General features: G+C 51.1%; 13 protein-coding genes. 5 read left to right on the forward strand and 8 right to left on the reverse strand.

From position 1 onward, the window contains the following. Nucleotides 1-46: 46 nt before the first annotated feature. A complete protein-coding gene (locus tag BZG72_RS13225) occupies nucleotides 47-919 on the forward strand; it encodes a ferric iron reductase (protein ID WP_077638983.1) in 873 nt (290 codons plus the stop codon). On the opposite strand, the gene BZG72_RS13230 is transcribed toward BZG72_RS13225, so the two are convergent. Together BZG72_RS13230 and BZG72_RS13235 are read right to left on the reverse strand one after the other, a co-directional pair. Then, a complete protein-coding gene (locus tag BZG72_RS13230) occupies nucleotides 916-2,031 on the reverse strand; it encodes an endonuclease/exonuclease/phosphatase family protein (protein WP_077666995.1) in 1,116 nt (371 codons plus the stop codon). The two genes, BZG72_RS13225 and BZG72_RS13230, sit on opposite strands and share 4 nt — an antisense overlap. A 29-nt stretch (nucleotides 2,032-2,060) precedes the next feature. After that, on the reverse strand, nucleotides 2,061-2,546 hold the full coding sequence (locus BZG72_RS13235) for a hypothetical protein (RefSeq protein ID WP_077666996.1): 486 nt from the start codon (nucleotides 2,544-2,546) through the stop codon (nucleotides 2,061-2,063). A gap of 317 nt (nucleotides 2,547-2,863) precedes the next feature. On the opposite strand from BZG72_RS13235, the gene BZG72_RS13240 reads away from it, so the two are divergent. Continuing rightward, nucleotides 2,864-3,319, forward strand: a complete 456-nt coding sequence (locus BZG72_RS13240) for a methylglyoxal synthase (protein WP_046073377.1) — start codon at nucleotides 2,864-2,866, stop codon at nucleotides 3,317-3,319. 51 nt (nucleotides 3,320-3,370) lie between these two features. On the opposite strand, the gene helD is transcribed toward BZG72_RS13240, so the two are convergent. Next, nucleotides 3,371-5,446, reverse strand: a complete 2,076-nt coding sequence (gene helD / locus BZG72_RS13245; RefSeq protein WP_077666997.1) for a DNA helicase IV — start codon at nucleotides 5,444-5,446, stop codon at nucleotides 3,371-3,373. 244 nt (nucleotides 5,447-5,690) lie between these two features. Here helD and yccS point away from each other — a divergent pair, with 244 nt between their 5' ends. Next, nucleotides 5,691-7,949 (forward strand): YccS family putative transporter, encoded by a 2,259-nt coding sequence (gene yccS / locus BZG72_RS13250; protein WP_077666998.1) that lies wholly within the window; start codon nucleotides 5,691-5,693, stop codon nucleotides 7,947-7,949. Between the two features lie 241 nt (nucleotides 7,950-8,190). Then, on the forward strand, nucleotides 8,191-9,360 hold the full coding sequence (locus BZG72_RS13255; RefSeq protein WP_046073380.1) for a Card1-like endonuclease domain-containing protein: 1,170 nt from the start codon (nucleotides 8,191-8,193) through the stop codon (nucleotides 9,358-9,360). A 100-nt stretch (nucleotides 9,361-9,460) separates the two neighbouring features. Here the strand turns inward: BZG72_RS13255 and udp are convergent, their stop codons facing one another. From udp to BZG72_RS13280, 5 genes are all read right to left on the reverse strand, one after another. Beyond that, nucleotides 9,461-10,225: a uridine phosphorylase gene (gene udp, locus BZG72_RS13260; RefSeq protein WP_046073381.1), complete on the reverse strand. Its 765-nt coding sequence runs from the start codon at nucleotides 10,223-10,225 to the stop codon at nucleotides 9,461-9,463. A gap of 222 nt (nucleotides 10,226-10,447) precedes the next feature. Next, nucleotides 10,448-12,763, reverse strand: a complete 2,316-nt coding sequence (locus tag BZG72_RS13265; RefSeq protein WP_077666999.1) for a zinc/cadmium/mercury/lead-transporting ATPase — start codon at nucleotides 12,761-12,763, stop codon at nucleotides 10,448-10,450. Nucleotides 12,764-12,930: 167 nt separating this feature from the next. Beyond that, nucleotides 12,931-14,157 carry a sodium/glutamate symporter gene (gene gltS, locus BZG72_RS13270; RefSeq protein ID WP_077577915.1) on the reverse strand — a complete coding sequence of 409 codons (1,227 nt, stop codon included), beginning with the start codon at nucleotides 14,155-14,157 and terminating at the stop codon, nucleotides 12,931-12,933. A 473-nt stretch (nucleotides 14,158-14,630) separates the two neighbouring features. Continuing rightward, the gene (locus BZG72_RS13275) at nucleotides 14,631-15,047 is read right to left on the reverse strand and encodes a CBS domain-containing protein (protein ID WP_046073384.1); all 417 of its coding nucleotides are present in this window, start codon (nucleotides 15,045-15,047) and stop codon (nucleotides 14,631-14,633) included. 138 nt (nucleotides 15,048-15,185) lie between these two features. Then, nucleotides 15,186-15,980, reverse strand: coding sequence for a DUF2927 domain-containing protein (locus tag BZG72_RS13280; RefSeq protein WP_158075478.1), 795 nt, complete (start codon nucleotides 15,978-15,980; stop codon nucleotides 15,186-15,188). Between the two features lie 250 nt (nucleotides 15,981-16,230). On the opposite strand from BZG72_RS13280, the gene BZG72_RS13285 reads away from it, so the two are divergent. Beyond that, a complete protein-coding gene (locus BZG72_RS13285; RefSeq protein ID WP_077667001.1) occupies nucleotides 16,231-18,237 on the forward strand; it encodes a M4 family metallopeptidase in 2,007 nt (668 codons plus the stop codon). Nucleotides 18,238-18,252: the final 15 nt, after the last annotated feature.

The raw sequence follows: 18,252 nt of genomic DNA on the forward strand, positions 1-18,252 counted from the left end.
ACATGCTAAATTTCGCTTTTTTGGCGCCTATCATAAAGGAGTGTTGATGAACGCGGCCGATCCTAGCGTTGATGTGTTACCACTGCCCGCCACGGTTGCACTGTCCCCTTTCCCCGCTGCTTTAGGCTTGTCTGTGATACCAGATGATGTAGTGGGCACGTCACTTCAAGAACAGCTCACGACTGAGCACGGATTGACGCAGTGTTTTTCCGCCGTCAACGCCACCTATGGCGATGCAGATAACCGCGCCCAGGGCACACTTTTTATCGGCGCCTATGCCTATGAGTTTTTGCTTCCGGTGCTGGCAAGCTGGCTACAGGCTGGGCAACTCCCCGCGCTGGACTTAGATAACTGGCAAGTTAAATACGAGCCTACCCGTGTCACTAAGCCGAACGGCGAAGAGCTCGTTTATCACAAGCCGCATTTTTATCTCAATGCCTTGATTGGTTGGGAACAGCCTGCGGCAAAGGATTGGCAGGCTATTTTGCATGGTGCCTTATTACGGCATTTTTCGCCCATCGTCGACGCGGTGGCGGAGCAAAGTGGCATGCGTGAAGGTCCACTTTGGAAAGTGGTTGCCGATTCAATCTGTATTGCCTTTTTGATGGTGGGTAAACATCGTGATTGTGAGCAAGCCGCGCGTGACGCGGCGCTGTCGATCGTCCATCAACGCGGCACCCCACTTTATAGCAAGCGCAGTGGCTTTCACGATGTGACCGTCTACGATCCAAACGATACCCAAACCGTGCTGCAAACCCATAGCTTCCGTTTGCGCGGCGGCTGCTGCCGGATCTTTACCGTCGATGATCACAGTTATTGCTCAACCTGCTGCTTTTTAAAGCCTGACGAACAAGCTAAGCGTCTCGCGGAAGTCGCGTGTCAGCGTGAAGGCGTGGCGCTGGACACGCAGCCTCGCTAACTCAGCGCCACATCGACCCAAACAAGACGATGATCGGAGTGAGCACGCGCATGCTCTTGGCCGTTTTTATCACAAATCAGTGGGTAATCGGCATCATCAGGCGCAGGCCAAAATACGCCGGAGGCTTGCACCGCGAGCTCTCGCGAAGGTAGGACATAATCAAGGCGCAGTCCGCCGTTGTGGGTGGCGATTGCCCGCCCTTTACCATCGATAAAGCGAAAGGCGTGAGACTGGGCCGCCTCACTTTTTGGCACCTGTGCGCCGACAGCGACCTCTGGATGCACACGCGGATGATTGAGCAAAGCGCCAATGGCTTGCTTATCCCCATCGCCATAGCTCGGATCCGCATTTAAATCGCCAATCACCGCAAACGGCGTCTCGGAAGCAAGCCCGCCGTGGACGCCCTTGTCGTCCACCAGCCAATCGGCGTTGTCTAAAAGGCCAATTAGTTGGTGAATTTCATCACTGTTGCGCCGCCAGTTACGCTTTTCCGGTCCATCAAACACGGGCGGTGTGGGATGACAGGCCACCACTTGTATTCGATGTTCGCCGACCCGTATCGGCACTGACACCAAGTTTTTTGAGGCGAGACGCAGCGCCTGTTGTGCTTGTTCGGTGTAATACTTCGCAGGAAGCTGATGGCGAGGCAATTGATGCCACGCAAAGTGCTGCCAAGTGCGAATTGCGGCATCTTCGATGAGGTAACGCGATAAAATCACATAGCCAAATTGACCATGATAGTCGCCAAAGCCATGGCATTGCTGGGCACGATTTAAGCGTTGGTGATCACTGACCGGCACCGTTAATTTTAAGCCCGTATTGGTGGCCGGCAAATAGCGATACGGATAATCAATCGGCGTTTCACCGTGTTGCGATTGAGCCAAATGCCGCTCACAAAATGCGGCGAGCGCACCATCGTCGCCACCGCTGCCCGGATGATCAAACTCGCAAAGCACCGCCACATCAGGACGCACTCGTTGTAGGGTCGCGGCGAGATTTCTAATTTGTCGGCTGGGGGTGGGCGCTAACATCTGTGCTTTAATGTCACCGGCCTGACGTCCGGCTAGAGACAGGTTGAATTGTGCCAACCTAAGGCTTGAAGGTGCTGTCATGACATCCCGATAATGTGCTGAAAGAACCCCTATTTTAACAAGCTATCAAGGGCGCGACGAATTTGCCGCGCATCTTCTTCTGCTCGATGCGGTGTCGGCCCCAAAGCCTCCATTTCGCGACTAAAATCGCGCCGATCGAGATCGCTGTGCTTTTTTAGCCATTGATTCACCTCCATTAGGGTGAATGAAGGACGCATATAGCAGGCTTTGTAAAGCCGCCCCATCCAAAACAGATCCCACTGGCTGTCGCACAATACATGTTCAAAGGGGGCAAGGGTTTGGTTAAGGTGCTGGCATACCTCAAGAACACTGATCCCTTCGCTGAAAAGACGTTCACGCGAGATCCCATGAATTCGGGTTTCGGCTTCATTGTCCCAGTGGTTCCAATGGCCACTGGCGGTGGAAGGGTCAATCAAAAAACTATCACTGTCGCCATTTGGTAACACGTACCCGACCTCAATCGGGTAAGACACTAACGACAAACCGGATGCTTCAAAATCCAGTGTCACCCACATACGCGTACTCCTTGCTCATAAACACTCCTGCATGACTAGGCACTTCCATTGCCTGACTACCTAACTGTAGCCTTTTTGTTGCTACTTGGACGGGGTGTCGCGCTACTTTTGCGTGCTTGATTAACAAGTGGGTGAAAAAATAGATGTTATTTCATCTGCTTGGCTATTTTTTTATTGATAATGTGATAATTCTGACAAGTGACCGTCGGAGTTTGACCGTTGTACGATATATTTTATCACCGGATTGATTTAGGCTTCGGTAAATGCTGCTTCACGCAGTTTGATAGCAACCACCTTGTTAACGAGGGATGATAGGTATGAAGCAAACGTCTCGCACCATGCTTGCGCGTAAACACGTGGCGTTAGTGGCGCACGATCACTACAAAAACGCCTTGAGCGAGTGGGTACAAGAAAATAAAGAGATACTGAGTCAGCATGAGCTTTATGCTACTGGCACCACGGGGCATATTCTTGCGCGAGAAACCGGATTAAAAATCACCCCGTTAATCAGCGGCCCCATGGGTGGCGATCAGCAACTCGGTGCGATGATTTCTGAACAAAAAATTGATGCGATGATTTTCTTTTGGGATCCGCTCAATGCCGTGCCACACGACCCAGATGTCAAAGCACTACTGCGTGTCAGCACGGTTTGGAACATTCCGGTTGCCACCAATCGCTCAACCGCCCGCTTTCTGATCACTTCGCCGCTATTTGGCCAAGAGGTGGATGTTCAAATCCCTGATTATCAAGCGTACTTAGACGAGCGTTTGTAGTACTTGCCCCACGCTGTGAGTCATTCGCTGACAGTGTGGGTTATACACCTTCTAGAGATACCCTTTGAGCTCCTCAACAAATGATGAGGCATGACCTTTTTGGTGTACTAGCCACACTTGTTTTTGTGCGCGTGTCAGGGCGACATAAAACAGTCGTCGTTCTTCCGCGTGCTCAACCGGCTCTTCATTTTTTCCCAGTAACGCCTCATCGAGTGAAAGCGAGCGTGGTTTGGCGGGAAATACGCCATCATCCATGCCGAGGATAAACACATAGTGCGCTTCTTGGCCCTTGCTGGCGTGTGCGGTGGTATAGCGAAGCGCCAATGAAGGATACGCATTCTGCCAGCTTTCTAGTGCGTCAGGACGGATGGCATGCGTGCGACCAATCATCATCACACTCACAGCTTGCGCCGCCTTAGCATGCTTTTTCTCTAAGCTTGCCAGTGTCTTTTCTAGCTTATCGTCAGTGATCACCTTGATCGATTTGGGTGTTTTCGTCGATGCCTTGTCTCGCGCGTAATCTAATTGTTTGCTGAGCTGTTTAGGGTTTTGGCCAATGAATTGTTGTGCCACATCTCCCAAGGTAGACGGGTAGCGATAACAGGTGGTCAGCCAGCAAATTTCACTGTCACCGAAACGCTGTGCAAACTCGGTGGTTAAACTGACGTCGGCACCGGCAAAGCGATAAATGGCTTGCCAATCATCCCCCACGGCATACAAGGAGGCGCGTGGTGATTGGGTTTCACTGTCCGTTTTACCGTGACACAGTGCCTCGAGCATCGCCAACCGTGCCGGGGAGATGTCTTGATACTCATCGACCATCACAAACTGAATCGGCGTGACGAATTTTCGCTGCTGAAACAACTTGGTGGCTTTTGCGATCAAGCCGTCAAAGTCAACAGCGTTCTCCGCTTTTAGCGCCTGTTTGTAGGCTTGGTACAACGGCCAAATCACCGCCAGTTCATTTTTTAACGCACTCTGCTCATCAAAGCTCGCCAATCTATCGGTCAGGGCGCGCTTGGTGGTATTGGCTTGGATCACTCGAGAAAGACGCGACCAAATCCAGGTGTGCAACCGGTTTTCATGGGCACAGGCGCTGAGCTCAGCATTATCATCAAGTGGCAGTGCGTGCTGCTGATGTAATTTGTCCCATGCTTTACGGGTAGAGGACTGTTGCCAGAGTTCGGCGAGTGTTTGGGTCAGCCATGCCGATTTCGCCGTCTCATCACTGGCGAGTGGAGAAATAATCGGCGCCTGTCCTTGGTGTTCAGCAAGTTGCTGGCGGGCAAAACCATGGAAGGTGGTTACATTCACTTCATGGCCCGTTTTGGTCTTAATCCGAGTTTTGAGCTCGGTGGCGGCATCTCGACCAAAGGCAAGCAACAAAAGCTGATCAGGCTTGGCTTGACCGCTTTCAATCAAGTAGGCGGCGCGTGCGACCAACACGCTGGTTTTACCGCTTCCGGGCCCAGCCACCACCAAGGTATGAGATTCATCAGTAAGCACGGCCTCGCGCTGTCCCGCATTCAAAGGCGACGACTCAACCTGATCAAACCAGGTTTGCCACTGGTTAAGCATCGCCGCTTGCCACTGTTGATTGCGGGCTTTCAGCCAGCTTGAATCGGCCTGCAACACAGGCGCTAACGTGGTGGCAAGGCTTTCGTCCAAATTGGCTAAGAATGAGGCGGGTATCCCCTCGCCTTCCAGCTTATTCAATACCGTTTGCTGCGCGGTGCGTAATTGTGTGACACGTGCATAACCTGGCGCATTCACCAGTGCATCAAACTCTGCCAGTAAACTGGGGCGTATCATTGCCAGCCGTTTTTGATAACGGGCGATATAGGCTTGATAGTGGCGATAGATAGTTTGTCCCGCCTGTTGGGCATGATCCCATGGCAAGCCAAAGACCTCGAATGGCAGCGGGTCGCCGTCTTCGGTGTAACCGGTTAGCGAAATCGTGCCCCAAAGCAACCCACGCGACACCCGAAGTTGCCCGTCCCATGCTGAGAAAGGAATGTATTGGCGATGGTGGCGAGACTCCAGCAATAAACCATCATCTTCTAACTGCAGGCTATAATGATCGCCATAAACAAGCCATTGTGCCCAACGGTTGGCCGTAAGTTTCATATCTCAACGTTATTCAGCGAATAGCGCACGCGTTGTGCCCTAAAAAGATGCTTGGCATGCTACTTCTCAAGGCTCGATAAATCAATTCACTAGCGAGATGCCACTGCCTACGCACTGCGCTGACAACGCGAAATTGACCTGCCGCAACCATTTTCTTAATCCATGACAAAATACCCGATTGAGGCTTAGTTTCTGGTCCCGTTTCTGCTATCTTGCCAGCATTGTTGGCCGATCACCGTTATTTATGTCTCTTTCTCTGCCACGTTTACCTTTCCTGCCGCTCGCCGTGCGTGAGTATTGGGCGAACCATCGTATTAATGACAGCATTCGCGTCCTTATTGCCCTAATGGGGGTAGCGCTTTATGCGGGGTATGCAGACCGTACGGATATTGTCACACCGCTGGTGTTGGGCGTGATTGCCTCGGCGTTGGCAGAAGTGGATGACCACTTTTGGGGGCGGATACGAGCACTTGGCGTCACACTCGTTTGCTTCACGGTCGCCGCCTTTTCTGTCGAACTGCTTTACGACACACCTTGGTTATTTGCCATTGGCCTCACACTATCGAGTTTCGGTTTTATCATGCTGGGTGCGATCGGTGAGCGCTATGGCACCATTGCCTTTGCCTCTTTGCTTCTCGCGGTTTATACCATGCTGGGGATGGAGCAAGGCAGTGATATGTGGTTGCAACCTATGATGCTGCTGTCAGGCGCACTCTGGTATGGGCTGCTATCGCTAGTATGGATCCTCATTTGGCCTCACCGCCCTGTGCAGCACCGGCTCGCGGCGGTTTTTCGTCAAACGGCGACGTACATGGAAACCAAATCCCGTTTATTTCATCCGGTGGCTGAATTGGTTCCGCAGCCGACTCGTATCGCCGCCGCTAACCAAAATGCCCAAGTGGTGGCGGCGCTAAACCAAGCAAAAGCGTCATTGCTGACACGCGCGCGCCGTGGCCGACTCACACAGCGGCATCAAACCTTGCTACAAACCTATTTCATTGCCCAAGATATTCACGAGCGTGTCAGTTCATCCCATTATCGTTACCAAGATCTGGCGGCGCATTTTTTCCATTCCGATATCCTCTTTCGCTTTGAAGCCTTATTAAACGCCCAAGCTCAAGCCTGCCGGGATGTCGCTCAAGCCATGTCAATCGGTACACACTACCAGCATCCGAAAACAGGCCAGCAAGCGCTCACGGCAATCAAACAGTCGATGGCCTATTTGTCGGCACAAGAGGAGCAAAACAGCACTCGCCTCGCACTGCTGCAGCAACTCGATTTTCTCTACAAAAACTTGGAGACAGTGGAACAACAACTCGCCAGCTTGAGCCACTTAGCTAGCACGGACAATCTGCAAGAAAGTGAACTGGCCGACCCTGATGCACACTCGTTGGGGGAAATGGCTTACCGCATTCGTCGACAGCTCACGGTCAAATCATTGCGGTTTCGTCATGCGGTGCGTTTGTCCTTATCACTGCTGACCGGCTACGCCCTGATCCAAGGGCTTTCGCTAGAGCACGGTTTTTGGATTTTGATGACCATTCAGTTCGTGTGCCAAACCAACTATTCAGCCACCCGCAGTAAGCTTAAAGAGAGAGTATTGGGCACCGTCGCCGGTCTACTCTTGGGCGTACCGGCGCTCTATCTCGTTCCAGATCCCAGCAGTCAACTGGCGTTGATGGTGATCACCGGTGTGCTCTTTTTCGCGTTTCGCACCGTGCAATACACCCTCGCAACCTTGTTTATTACGCTGTTGGTATTAATGTGCTTTAGCCAATTCGGCCAAGGCTTCGCTGTTATTCTTCCCCGCCTTGGCGATACCGTCATTGGCAGCTTGATTGCCGTCGCGGCCGTCCGTTACGTGTTACCCGACTGGCAAGCACACCGTTTGCGCGGGATCATGACCGAAGCCTTGCAAGCCAATCGAGACTATCTTGCTCATGTGATTGCGCAATACCGCGTCGGTAAGCGCGACAACCTGGCTTATCGTATCGCTCGACGTCACGCCCACAATGCCGATGCCGAGCTCACCACCGCTATCAGTAACATGCTGGTAGAGCCTGGACGCTATCGCACCAATATCGAAGAGACCTTTCGGTTCTTGTGTTTAAACAACGCAATGTTGAGCTATATTTCGGCCCTCGGCGCGCACCGTAGTCGCATGGATGATGAAGTTAATCACCAAAAAATGGCGCAACTCCATCGTGAGATTCATCAATCACTGAACACACTGACTGAGCGTTTGGGTCAAGCATTGCCAGCAGAGTTACCCACCCAAGTACCATCCACTGGCACCAAGACACCCGCAGGCGAGCCTGTGAGCATTGATGAGCACCACGCCAATGACACTATCGCGTCGCAATCACCTTCGTACGCGCCTATTGATAACGCGCCGCTAAGCATGGTGCTGCAACAGCTACACTTAATTCGACGCATGTTGCCTGAGCTCAATAGTTTGACAGAAACACTGCGCCAGCAAGCACTTAAGCAAAGTCGCGCCTAGAAGGAAGAAAAACGGTTACACAGGGTTAGCTCGGCACTGTCACGTAAAAGGCACGGTTATTGCGGAGTTAACAGGACGGATATCACGTCAGCGCTGTGTAAAATTACACTAATTTACGCAGCGAATGGTTGAAAGCCTGACCGCGAGGCCGGATATTAATAGTTACGCCACCTGTTGAGGCTGGCAACTATACTGATAATTAAGCGGCCTAATGCCGCCTCGTAGCCCGCCTGGAGCAATTATGGCTATTCATGTAGGAATCATCGACTCTGACCCCGTCCGTCTCGTCACCCCTGTTTTACATCAGCAATTGCCTGTGAGTAAGCTGATACTTATTGGCACACTGGAGCAAGATCTAGAGTTTGAGCGTTTAACACGTGTGTTGGCACCCAAGGGGATTGAAACCGAGTTTTTTGAAATCTCGGACGACATCAATATTCGTGAAGTAAAAAGCCAAGTGAAACAACTGGCAGAACAGCTCAGCAACGCTTCTGAAGACATCCTTTTTAATGCGAGCTGTGGCCTGCGCCACCAATTACTCTCCGCTTATGAAGTCTTTCGTACCTATCAGTGGCCCAGCTATGTAATTGAGCCCTATAGCGACGAGCTTTGTTGGCTGTACCCTGACGGCCTCCCCCAGCAACAAGTGGAAGACCATATTAGTCTCACTGAGTATTTAACGGTTTTCGGCGCGCGCTGTGAGCATCAAGATGACCAAGTCTCAGGTTGTTTAACCAATGACATTTACCGGTTAGGAGAAAAGTGGGCCAGCAATGCCTATGAGCTAGGTCCAGGCTTGGCCACTTTGAACTACCTCGCAACCACGTGTCGTAAAGAGCAACGTTTAGACGTCGCGCTTAGTGAGAAGCAGCAAGGTTATCGCGAGCTTGGTATTCTTCTCGATGACCTCTCGGATGCCGGCTTAGCCAGTTATGAGCAAGGGGTGCTGACATTTAGCTGTGAAGAAGCACGACGTTTTGCCAACGGGGAGTGGCTAGAAAGCTACGTGCACCACACTGTCACGTCCATCCAACAGGAGCTTCCCACCATCCAAGACAGTGCCCTCTCTTTACAGGTATATCGTCAAATTGGTGAGCGCGAGGTGCGCAATGAGTTAGATGTCGCCATGGTGGTGAATAACAAGCTGCATATTATTGAATGCAAAACCAAAGGCATGTCGAGTGATGGCGACGATACCCTATACAAGCTGGAGTCCTTGCGTGATTTGCTCGGAGGGCTGCAGGCGCGCGCGATGTTGGTAAGCTTCCGTCCATTAAGGCATCACGATATTACCCGTGCCACCGATTTAGGCTTAGCCTTGATTGGCCCGGATCAACTGGCCAACCTGCGTACTCATCTTTATGACTGGTTTATCGCAGCGGGCGGGACGATTGAGGTAAGAACGAGCTAAACGCTTGCGCGAAGCAATAGGACAGGTTCGCTAAACGGTCGACAATAAAAAAACGCGGTGCCCGAGGGCACCGCGTTTGGATAGGATAACGAGGTCTCGCTTATGACAGAAGCTTACGTGCAGCCTCTACCACGACTTTAATCGAGCGCGCTTCCGTCTCTTTCAAGGTTGCATGATCTGGGGTCTCTTTCTGTGTGCGGTTGATAATCACGCCCGCCACGCAACCCGCTCGCAGGCCGGAGCTCGCACACATGGTCAGCAATGTGGCTGATTCCATCTCAAAGTTCAGCACACCCATGTCCTGCCATTCTTGCATTGAACCTTGGAAACGACGCACAACACGGCCGCTAAAGGTATCGTAACGCTCTTGACCTGGGTAGAAGGTATCACTGGATGCCGTCACGCCAGTGTGAACCGTCGCACCATCTTCATCAACGGCGGCTTTCATGGCCGTGGCGACGTCAAAATCGGCCACCGCAGGGAACTCCATTGGTGCAAAGTGCGTACTTGCACCGTCAAGGCGTACAGAGCCGGTGGTCACAATCATGTCACCGACATTAATGTCAGGCTGAATCGCCCCCGTCGTGCCCACACGCAAGAAGGTGCCAACGCCAAGTTGTGCCAACTCCTCAACCGCAATAGAGGTCGATGGGCCACCGATACCCGTTGAGCAAACAACCACAGGTTTGCCATCAAGCCAACCGAGGTACAAGGTATACTCACGCTGTGAGGCGAGAAACGTGGGTTTTTCCATCAAGTTAGCAATTTTTTCTACGCGCGCAGGGTCGCCAGGAATAATCGCCGTGGTTGCGCCTTGAAGATCCGCTTTTGTTACGCCAAGGTGAAATACAGGGGTATCAGACATCATTCGTCTCCTCGCTGGATGGTATCATCCGCATTAGAATCAATGTGATGCCTACGTGAGCAGGCATCAACGCGTTATTGGTTATGTGGTTAGGATACCCAAATTTTACGCCTTTTGTGTGACCACCATCGACCTATTACCATATTGAATATTACAGATTTCAGAATTTAGAGATCGTTATCACTTTATAAAGGCAAAAGCAGACAGCCTTTGCCCTGGTTTTTAGCGCGGGTCACGAAGTAAGCGTAGCGCATTCAGCGTGACTAACGCCGTGGCCCCGCTATCAGCCAGCACCGCGACCCAAAGTCCTGTGATACCGAGTACACTTGTCACCAAAAACACCCCTTTAAGCCCTAATGCGATCGTGATGTTTTGCCGTACATTTGCTTGGGTCGCTCGCGCCAGTTGCAGTACTCTTGGTAACTCGACCAGCCGGTTATGACTCAATGCCGCCTCAGCCGTTTCTAACGCCACATCGGTGCCACTTCCCATTGCAACACCCACGTGAGACGCTTTCATGGCCGGTGCATCATTAATGCCATCGCCAACCATGGCGATACGGTATTGCTCCGCCAGCGCTTCTACCGCCTCAACCTTGTTCTCCGGCAGTAGCCCCGCACGGTAATCAATATCCAGTTCGCGGGCAATTTCAGCGGCTGAGGTCGGGTTATCGCCGGTCAACATCACAGGCTGGATACCCATAGCGCGCAATTGCTCGATGGCTTCTCGCGCATCATGTCGCAGTGTATCTCGCCAGCCGATCATCCCTTGTGGTTGCTCGTCAATGAGCACAACCGCAACCGTCACCCCGCGCTCGGCCACCGATTGGGCCTCTTGATATTGCGCGTGGTTTAACGTCGACTCTGCCACTTTATCCAATGCAACCAACCTGACTAACTGTCCTTCGACCATGCCTTGCACGCCGCGACCAGCATTCGCTTGAATATGCGAGGCATCCGGTACCGATAGACCACGCTCGGCGCTATACAACACCAAGGATTTCGCCAAGGGGTGGTGGCTGCCACGCTCTATCGCCGTCGCCGCTTGAAGCAGAGCGCTCTTATCACCGTGCCATGCGCGCACATCGGTCACCATGGGTTTACCTTCGGTCAAGGTACCTGTCTTATCCAATGAGACGGCATTGATACTGGCGAGTGTTTCTAACGCTGCTCCACCTTTGATCAAAGCGCCACGGCGTGCCGCGGTGGCAAGCCCTGAAGTAATCGCCGCAGGCGTCGAAATCACGAGCGCACATGGGCACGCGATCAACAATAGTGCTAACCCTCGGTATAACCATTCTTGCCAGCTGGCGGCAAAGAACAGGGGGGGAATCACCACAACCAGCGCGGCGAGCCCAATCATTGCCGGCGTGTACCAACGACTGAATTTGTCGATAAATCGCTCAATCGGCGCTTTTTTCGACTCGGCCTGCTCGATGAGACGCAAAATACGGTCAATGGCATTTTCGCCCTGTGCGGATGTCACGGTCAGCTGTACGGTTTTATCAGTTGCCAAGCTGCCCGCCATCACGGTATCGCCCGCGTCGATATCGACGGGAATAGGTTCACCTGTCAGCGCACTTTGGTCGAAACTGGCGGCACCTTTCATCAGTTGCCCATCCGCGGGGAGCCGCTCACCGGCACTGATTTCAATCCGATCACCCGGCTCTAGATCACTGGCCGCGACTGTCTCACGCGAACCATGACGATCAATCCGCGTCACGGTTTCTGGCACTAACGCCATGAGTGACTGGATACCATCACGGGCACGTGTAGAGGCATACCCTTCTAACCGCTCGCCAATAAGAAACAGCACAAGTACCATCGCCGCTTCCGTGGTTTCTCCCAGATACAGGGCCCCGATGGCTGCAATGCTCATTAAGGTTTCTATCGAAAATGGCGATCCTTGGCGGGCAAGCCGAGCCGCTTTAAGCACAATGGGTGCCAGTCCGACTACAGTCGCAGCAGTAAATAACCAATCGGATAAAGAAGCGGACCAATAATCTAGCCCCCAAGCCACCAACATCATGCCCATTAGGCCAAACAGCAGAGCATCATCACGCCATTTCAGCCAGCCAGAAGGCGCAGTGGCGGTTTGATTCAAGGGAACCAGCGGAAAACCGGCTTTTTTCGCGGCTTGCTGAATCGCAGAGCGAGTATCGGTTGTTGGCGCTTCGTGAGTCAAAGCGACGCGTAGCTTTTCAGTCGCAAACAGCACTTGTGCGCTCTCTACACCCGGCGTGGCATGAATCGCCTTTTCAAGTTTGCCAGCACAGCTTGGACAATCCATACCAGTCACTCCCCACTCATGGGTTACAGAGGACCATGACGGGGATGACGCCGAAGATGCATTCTCGCAGGTATCGTTACACGAGGTGTGAGGCCTGTCGGGATCGTCATCGCCCGCACTGCCCTCTCCGTCTTGGTGACTTGCACAACAGCTCGACGCTTGGCAGCTATTCGTTACCGTCTGCGCAGACTGAGAAACCGTTTGGTGATGTGGCTGATGACAGTGGTGATGTCCACAATGCTTACACATAATCGACTCCTTCTTTGGTCGTTGTGTCATTATCTTGTGGTCAGTATAAGGGTTGGAGCCCACTCCAGAGTCAAGCGCTTATCGAAACAACTCTCATTTGTTTTGCCAAACGCCGCACAACAGCAGGAAAAAGATGCGCCCAGCCATGATGGCTGAGCGCAATGCGCCTATTGGATAATAAAAATATAGCCCTGTAATATTAGGAGGTTAACAATATCGATAAAGAAAGCCCCCACAATCGGCACCACCATAAAGGCTTGGGGCGCGGGGCCGAAGCGATTCACAATTGAGCCCATATTCATTACCGCGGTCGGGGTGGCGCCAAGGCCAAAACCACAATGCCCGCCAGCAATAACGGCCCCTGTATAATTGCTTCCCATCAGCTTAAACGTGACGTAATAACTGAATAAACCGATAACCACCGATTGAATCGCCAAAATAATTAAAAATGGTACCGCTAAGTCGAGAATGTTCCACAGCTTGAGCGTCATCAGCGCCATCGCTAAAAATAAAGATAGAGAGACGGTCCCTACCATATCCACGGTTTCTGACTCTAGCTTTCTAAGTTTAAAGACCTCTAGCGTATTCGTAACAATCACACCCAAGAATAAAGCATAAACAAAGTCAGGCACCATGAGCCATTCAATATTAAACCCGTTTACCCACTCAGATAAATGGCGAGCCCCGGTAATACAAAGTAGTAAAATAAATAAGACTTCAATGACTTTCTTCGCTGTCACTTTATCTTCTTCATTTTCATTGTAAGTCACAAGCTCGGGATATTTTTCGTGTGTTGTGGTGCCACGCCCATATTCAGACTCAAGCTGATGTTTATTAATCAAACGCTGAGCAACTGGGCTACCAATGATACCGCCAATCACGAGGCCGAGTGTTGCCGACGCCATGGCAATTTCGAGGGTACTTTGAATACCATACTCATCGGTTAATATCTGTGCCCAAGCCGCGCCAGTACCATGCCCACCGGACAGGGTAATAGAGCCAGCGACCAACCCCATCAGAGGATCCAAGCCAAGCATCGACGCAAAACTGACACCAATGGCGTTTTGTATAATGATGTACACAGATGCGATGGCAAGAAACCAAAATACCTTTAAACCACCTTTTACCAATTGTTTATAATTTGCTGCCAGACCAACGGTAGCAAAAAACATCAACATGAACGTATCTTTTAGTGGCAGACTAAACTTAAAATCGATACCGTTGTAATGTAATACAGATATAACACACGCAATGATTAACCCGCCCACAATCGGTTCTGGGATATTAAACTTGCGCAATGCGGGAATTTTTGAATTAACAAAATGGCCTAAAAAAAGGACACCGATGGCAATCAGGAATGATTCTAGCGCACCAATTGAATTGAGTTGATACATATAACCTCTTTGTTTCTCTCACCTCATCCTCCCTGATTGTTTAATTTGACCTTTGTTTTACCTCATTTACGTTCACATTAACGTCAATACGGGTTAGCCACACTTCACGATACTCCAGCATCCTGCTTATCGTTTTGCTGCCGCGCTTGGGCTTTTTTACGCCTCAACCTCGCGATAACTGCCCGCTACCAACGGGCGGCACAATAGCAGAAAAACGCAAAACAAGCACCAACAATCGAACTATATATCGTCATATAGCAAGTAACTACTTAAATAGGCAGGATTAAAATTGACTTACCAGCACATAAGACTGAATGAAAAACAACCACAATTCGTTCGGTTTTTGTACTTAGGCAGCGATGAAGCGCGGCGAGATAGTCGTAAGGTAGAGAGAGAGCAAAAGAAGCGACGCGGGTATCAATACGAGAATGAGCGCACCTTACCCCGTTTGTAAGGCGCGCAATAAACAAACCTCAAACAGGATGGGTAAGGCATTCACCCATTTGCATACTGATGGCTCTTAAGACATCTCGCCGGGTGATAATGCCCACCAACTTGCCCTCGTCGACCACGGGGTACAGTTTAGGTTTGGTCGGCGCCATCATTTCAGCCAATTTGATAATGCTATCCTCAGATTCAACCGCCAAGGCATTACTGGTCATGCAATCAGCCACGGCGTGTGAATCTTGACAGTGATAGCTGTCGCGCAATAGCTGTTGCAACATATCTTGCTCAGAAATAAAACCAACCAAACGCTTATTAGCATCCACCACAGGTCCACCGGTCTGCTGACTGCGGAGCAGTTTTTCCAGTGCACTGGAAAGCGGCATATCCGGTGAAAAGGTTACCGGGCGTTTATTCATATAATCTTTAACGGTGATCGACTCCATGTCGCCTCCCTTAATCGTCATGACAATCTGTTGTCCAGTACTTTAAGTGTTGTCGAAGTTGGCGAAATGTCTAAATCACTTTAAACAATTTGTGTTATTGAGCAAACCAATGGATAAATAGCTCGCTCTATCGGTGGGCTACCAGCCGAGTAAACGATAAAGCTCACCGGTTTTTACACTTCGGTGTGCATTATCGATGGTGCCATCACGAGCCCACTGTTCAACGACAGGCCGAATGATAGCTTGCGCCGTTTGCCAATCTTGCCCTGCTTCTATCTCGTCGAGATACAACAATCTTAGCAGTAAGCCATCCAGCCCAGTCAAAAGCTGCTGTGGCGTGCGGTCATTAAAAATCGATGGAAAAACCCGGTCATCGTCATTAGGCAGTCCCATCACTTGGGTCAACTCTTCCACCACACAGGCCACGAGCTTCCCTTTGGATCGCGCCAAATCAACGGGAATAACGACCGCTGCATAACGAATCGCACCATGCTTATTGACTCTAAAATTAGCAGCACAAACGGCATCTTGTAACGGGGAGACATCCGCATTGGCAAATTGCTTGCGCGCATCATCTAAAAAGCGGTCGTGATTAGTAAACATGATGGTGAGGTTGGCGCGCTGCGGAATGTCGGTGGGGATAAAGTCGATGCCAGTTAGCGTTTCAAGGTGTGAAACGTGATATGTGACAAGATCATCATGCAACTGGCTCTCGTTGATTGGGTGCGCCACATGATAACGGATCGGGCCTTCCCACTTGCGGACGCCTTGTTCACCTTGCACATACTCACTTTTAAACGCAATACGATAAAACGCATCGACAATAAAATCAGGCGACTGCCAAGCCCGTTGGTTGGCCATTACAGGCGTCACCGTTAGGCACAAGGCTAATAACACCATCCGCTGAAAAAGCCGCCAATATGAGTGACTCACAGTATTACTCCCGATATCGAATCCCTTAGCTAGCATAGTCACGAAAGTGCGACGCTTGAATCATTTTTTTAACAATCGCTAGCGCTGTCTTTTATTTTGTGCATAAAACGTAAAAACCTAATATCAGTTCCATTTTTCTAGACATTTTTTGAACCAAATCCTCATTCTCACCGCTAAAAAAACCCCGCTAGACGCACACTATGGATAGTAACCAAGGATTTTTAACTCGTTGTAGTATGAAGAGGACACTATGCGTAAAACGCTACTCGCTTTAACCCTTCCATTAGCGATACCTGCTCAGGCTGCCAATGTGGTCGATGCCTCAAGCTTAGATTTGAGCGCGGCATTAAACCATGATCAGTCACGCGCAATGACGGCATCATCGCCAGCACTAAGCTTTCGTGAAAAATCACGCCTACAAGTGGGTAATAAAGCCTTGGTGCGCAAGCAGCAGCTGCATCACGGCGTTCCCGTTTACGGTTATTCGGTGGTCGAAAACACCACCGCACGCGGCTTCGCGCCCACCGTAAAAGGTGACGTTGTCACTGATATCGAGCAAGATATCGGTGGTACGCTACCGATGATTAATCAGCAGCAGGCCATTGCAATTGCACAAGGTCAAACAAGCCAAGGCAATCGGCATTTTCACCAAGCCGATGCGAACACAGAGCTCTTGGTCTGGCTGGATAAACAACAAACAGCGCGCCTAGTCTACAAAGTTGACTACCTTGCCAGCGACAACGGCCACCCTTCGCGTCCGATGAAAATTGTTGATGCTAAGTCTGGCGAGATCCTCGATAGCTGGGACGGCATCGCGCACCTAGAAGCGGGAGGGCCCGGCGGTAACCAAAAGAGCGGTCGATTTAACTTTGGTCCCAACACCGAACTAGGTAGCTTTCAAGTCAACCGCGACTGCCAAATGGATAGCCCGAATGTGGTGACATTAAACATGAATAACCGCGAATGGGGCGGAGAAGTTCATCAGTTCAATTGCCCACAAAACACCTACCGTCAAGTCAACGGTGCGTATGCGCCGATGAATGATGCGCAGTTTTTTGGCCAGAAAGTATTTGATATGTACCAAGACTGGCTCGGTATACGTCCGATTCGACAAAAGCTCACCATGCGCGTCCACTACGGCCAAGGTTATGGCAATGCTTTTTGGGATGGCAGGCAAATGACCTTTGGCGACGGTAATCGCAGCATGTATCCCCTAACCACTTGGGATGTCATTGCTCACGAAGTGAGCCATGGTTTTACCGAGCAAAACTCAGGGCTTGAGTACCGAGGCATGTCCGGTGGGATGAATGAGTCTTTCTCGGATGTCGCCGCAGCGGCTCTGGGACAGTACGTATTTGGTGAGTTTAACTGGAAAATGGGTGAAGACGTGATGAAACATAGCGAAGCTATGCGTTATTTCATCAACCCAAGCCAAGATGGACGCTCAATTGGTCATGTGAACCGCTATTACTCTGGCATCGATGTGCACTTTAGCTCTGGCATCTTTAACAAAGCTTTCTATCATCTCGCCACCAGCGATCAATGGAATATCAAAAAGGCCTTTAAGGCATTTGCGACAGCAAACCAGCTTTATTGGCGCCCAAACTCCAGCTTTCAGCAAGGCGCGGAAGGCATTTGCGAAGCGGCCAAAGCATTAAACTACCCAGCCGGAGCAGTAAGCCAAGCCTTTGCAGAAGTGGGCATTCAAACCCAAGGTTGCCAAGGAACGGGAGGCAACCCTACGCCAGACCCAGAGCCGCAACCTGATCCAGAAACCTTGCCGCTGACACTCGATCAGCCCGTACAAATCCAAGGGCGCGCGGGCGCTGGTTACCAGTTCGTGGTACAAAATGCGCCTCGCGGCACTGTTTGGCTGCAAACCTATCGTGGTCACGGCGAAGTAGATTTATATGCGGCGGTAGGTCGCCCTGCAACCGTCAATGATAACGACTGCGCCTCAACGAATGCGGGCAACGAAGAGTACTGTGGCTTTAGCCAAATTCAGGGCATGGATCTGTACGTCACTGTCGTGGGGGCGCGTGATTATGCGACCAACGTGTTAGCACGCCTTGACGATCGCGGGGTAGATACCAACCGCTGTACCAATATGCCGACTTGGGGTGGATACAACTATTATCCAGCAGGCGTCACCGTTCAGTATCAAGGGCATCTATTCCAGGCCACGCAAGACAACTGGGGCATAGACCCTTTCACTAACCAATGGGTTTGGCAGTATCAAGGCAGCTGCCAAGGCTAACTTCTCTGCGGCCGA

Source organism: Salinivibrio sp. PR6 (assembly GCF_001995955.1).
Taxonomy (GTDB): domain Bacteria; phylum Pseudomonadota; class Gammaproteobacteria; order Enterobacterales; family Vibrionaceae; genus Salinivibrio; species Salinivibrio siamensis.

Bases quoted from the DNA above. Each gene is read 5' to 3' on its own strand.
- BZG72_RS13225 (WP_077638983.1), top strand. From the start codon at position 47: ATGAACGCGGCCGATCCTAGCGTTGATGTGTTACCACTGCCCGCCACG.
- BZG72_RS13230 (WP_077666995.1), bottom strand. From the start codon at position 2,031: ATGACAGCACCTTCAAGCCTTAGGTTGGCACAATTCAACCTGTCTCTA.
- BZG72_RS13235 (WP_077666996.1), bottom strand. From the start codon at position 2,546: ATGTGGGTGACACTGGATTTTGAAGCATCCGGTTTGTCGTTAGTGTCT.
- BZG72_RS13240 (WP_046073377.1), top strand. From the start codon at position 2,864: ATGAAGCAAACGTCTCGCACCATGCTTGCGCGTAAACACGTGGCGTTA.
- helD (WP_077666997.1), bottom strand. From the start codon at position 5,446: ATGAAACTTACGGCCAACCGTTGGGCACAATGGCTTGTTTATGGCGAT.
- yccS (WP_077666998.1), top strand. From the start codon at position 5,691: ATGTCTCTTTCTCTGCCACGTTTACCTTTCCTGCCGCTCGCCGTGCGT.
- BZG72_RS13255 (WP_046073380.1), top strand. From the start codon at position 8,191: ATGGCTATTCATGTAGGAATCATCGACTCTGACCCCGTCCGTCTCGTC.
- udp (WP_046073381.1), bottom strand. From the start codon at position 10,225: ATGTCTGATACCCCTGTATTTCACCTTGGCGTAACAAAAGCGGATCTT.
- BZG72_RS13265 (WP_077666999.1), bottom strand. From the start codon at position 12,763: ATGTGTAAGCATTGTGGACATCACCACTGTCATCAGCCACATCACCAA.
- gltS (WP_077577915.1), bottom strand. From the start codon at position 14,157: ATGTATCAACTCAATTCAATTGGTGCGCTAGAATCATTCCTGATTGCC.
- BZG72_RS13275 (WP_046073384.1), bottom strand. From the start codon at position 15,047: ATGGAGTCGATCACCGTTAAAGATTATATGAATAAACGCCCGGTAACC.
- BZG72_RS13285 (WP_077667001.1), top strand. From the start codon at position 16,231: ATGCGTAAAACGCTACTCGCTTTAACCCTTCCATTAGCGATACCTGCT.